This is a genomic window from Streptomyces composti, from assembly GCF_012034205.1.
Lineage (GTDB): Bacteria > Actinomycetota > Actinomycetes > Streptomycetales > Streptomycetaceae > Streptomyces > Streptomyces composti.
Window position 1 is genome coordinate 1 of the sequence record NZ_JAATEM010000071.1, and the last position, 3243, is coordinate 3243.

The 3243-nt window shown below is 57.5% G+C and carries 1 rRNA gene; it reads right to left on the reverse strand.

The features are described from left to right. Positions 1-19 precede the first annotated feature (19 nt). Positions 20-3143 (reverse strand): 23S ribosomal RNA (locus tag HCJ93_RS28960). Between the last annotated feature and the right edge of the window lie 100 nt (positions 3144-3243).

Below are 3243 nucleotides of genomic sequence, written 5' to 3' on the forward strand. Positions count from 1 at the left end.
ACAGTGGACGCGAGCAACTGAGGACAAGCCCTCGGCCTATTAGTACCGGTCAACTCCACACGTTACCGTGCTTCCATATCCGGCCTATCAACCCAGTCGTCTACTGGGAGCCTTACCCCATCAAGTGGGTGGGAGTCCTCATCTTGAAGCAGGCTTCCCGCTTAGATGCTTTCAGCGGTTATCCCTCCCGAACGTAGCCAACCAGCCATGCCCTTGGCAGAACAACTGGCACACCAGAGGTTCGTCCGTCCCGGTCCTCTCGTACTAGGGACAGCCCTTCTCAAGACTCCTACGCGCACAGCGGATAGGGACCGAACTGTCTCACGACGTTCTAAACCCAGCTCGCGTACCGCTTTAATGGGCGAACAGCCCAACCCTTGGGACCGACTCCAGCCCCAGGATGCGACGAGCCGACATCGAGGTGCCAAACCATCCCGTCGATATGGACTCTTGGGGAAGATCAGCCTGTTATCCCCGGGGTACCTTTTATCCGTTGAGCGACGGCGCTTCCACAAGCCACCGCCGGATCACTAGTCCCGACTTTCGTCCCTGCTCGACCCGTCGGTCTCACAGTCAAGCTCCCTTGTGCACTTACACTCAACACCTGATTGCCAACCAGGCTGAGGGAACCTTTGGGCGCCTCCGTTACCCTTTAGGAGGCAACCGCCCCAGTTAAACTACCCATCAGACACTGTCCCTGATCCGGATCACGGACCCAGGTTAGACATCCAGCACGACCAGACTGGTATTTCAACGACGACTCCACGAACACTGGCGTGCCCGCTTCACAGTCTCCCAGCTATCCTACACAAGCCGAACCGAACACCAATATCAAACTGTAGTAAAGGTCCCGGGGTCTTTCCGTCCTGCTGCGCGAAACGAGCATCTTTACTCGTAGTGCAATTTCACCGGGCCTATGGTTGAGACAGTCGAGAAGTCGTTACGCCATTCGTGCAGGTCGGAACTTACCCGACAAGGAATTTCGCTACCTTAGGATGGTTATAGTTACCACCGCCGTTTACTGGCGCTTAAGTTCTCAGCTTCGCCCACCCGAAGGTGAGCTAACCGGTCCCCTTAACGTTCCAGCACCGGGCAGGCGTCAGTCCGTATACATCGCCTTACGGCTTCGCACGGACCTGTGTTTTTAGTAAACAGTCGCTTCTCGCTGGTCTCTGCGGCCACACCCAGCTCACACTGCAAGAGTGATCACCAGACATGGCCCCCCTTCTCCCGAAGTTACGGGGGCATTTTGCCGAGTTCCTTAACCATAGTTCACCCGAACGCCTCGGTATTCTCTACCTGACCACCTGAGTCGGTTTAGGGTACGGGCCGCCATGAAACTCGCTAGAGGCTTTTCTCGACAGCATAGGATCATCCACTTCACCACAATCGGCTCGGCATCAGGTCTCACCCACAACGAGTGGCGGATTTGCCTACCACTCGGGCTACACCCTTACCCCGGGACAACCACCGCCCGGGATGGACTACCTTCCTGCGTCACCCCATCACTCACCTACTACCAGCTCGGGTCACCGGCTCCACCACTCCCACCAACAGCAAAGCTGAAAGCGGGCGGCTTCACGGGCTTAGCATCACTGGATTCGATGTTTGGCGCTTCACAGCGGGTACCGGAATATCAACCGGTTATCCATCGACTACGCCTGTCGGCCTCGCCTTAGGTCCCGACTTACCCTGGGCAGATCAGCTTGACCCAGGAACCCTTAGTCAATCGGCGCACACGTTTCTCACGTGTGAATCGCTACTCATGCCTGCATTCTCACTCGTCAACCGTCCACAACTACCTTCCGGTGCTGCTTCACCCGGCAGACGACGCTCCCCTACCCAACCCAGCACCCGTTAGGGCACACACTGGATTGACACGACTTCGGCGGTACGCTTGAGCCCCGCTACATTGTCGGCGCGGAATCACTAGACCAGTGAGCTATTACGCACTCTTTCAAGGATGGCTGCTTCTAAGCCAACCTCCTGGTTGTCTGTGCGACTCCACATCCTTTCCCACTTAGCGTACGCTTAGGGGCCTTAGTCGATGCTCTGGGCTGTTTCCCTCTCGACCATGGAGCTTATCCCCCACAGTCTCACTGCCGCGCTCTCACTTACCGGCATTCGGAGTTTGGCTAAGGTCAGTAACCCGGTAGGGCCCATCGCCTATCCAGTGCTCTACCTCCGGCAAGAAACACACGACGCTGCACCTAAATGCATTTCGGGGAGAACCAGCTATCACGGAGTTTGATTGGCCTTTCACCCCTAACCACAGGTCATCCCCCAGGTTTTCAACCCTGGTGGGTTCGGTCCTCCACGAAGTCTTACCTCCGCTTCAACCTGCCCATGGCTAGATCACCCCGCTTCGGGTCTTGAGCGTGCTACTCAAACGCCCTCTTCGGACTCGCTTTCGCTACGGCTACCCCACCCGGGTTAACCTCGCAACACACCGCAAACTCGCAGGCTCATTCTTCAAAAGGCACGCAGTCACGAGACACCAGCAAGCTGATGTCCGACGCTCCCACGGCTTGTAGGCACACGGTTTCAGGTACTATTTCACTCCCCTCCCGGGGTACTTTTCACCATTCCCTCACGGTACTATCCGCTATCGGTCACCAGGGAATATTTAGGCTTAGCGGGTGGTCCCGCCAGATTCACACGGGATTTCTCGGGCCCCGTGCTACTTGGGTGTCTCTCAAACGAGCCGCTGACGTTTCGACTACGGGGGTCTTACCCTCTACGCCGGACCTTTCGCATGTCCTTCGCCTACATCAACGGTTTCTGACTCGTCCCACGGCCGGCAGACCGTGGCAGAGAGATCCCACAACCCCGCATGCGCAACCCCTGCCGGGTCTCACACGCATACGGTTTGGCCTCATCCAGTTTCGCTCGCCACTACTCCCGGAATCACGGTTGTTTTCTCTTCCTGCGGGTACTGAGATGTTTCACTTCCCCGCGTTCCCTCCACACTGCCTATGTGTTCAGCAGCGGGTGACAGCCCATGACGACTGCCGGGTTTCCCCATTCGGACACCCCCGGATCAAAGCCTGGTTGACGACTCCCCGGGGCCTATCGCGGCCTCCCACGTCCTTCATCGGTTCCTGGTGCCAAGGCATCCACCGTGCGCCCTTAAAAACTTGGCCACAGATGCTCGCGTCCACTGTGCAGTTCTCAAACAACGACCAACCACCCATCACCCCGGGACAACATCCCGAGTGCACTGGGGCCGGCAACCGAAGGCCC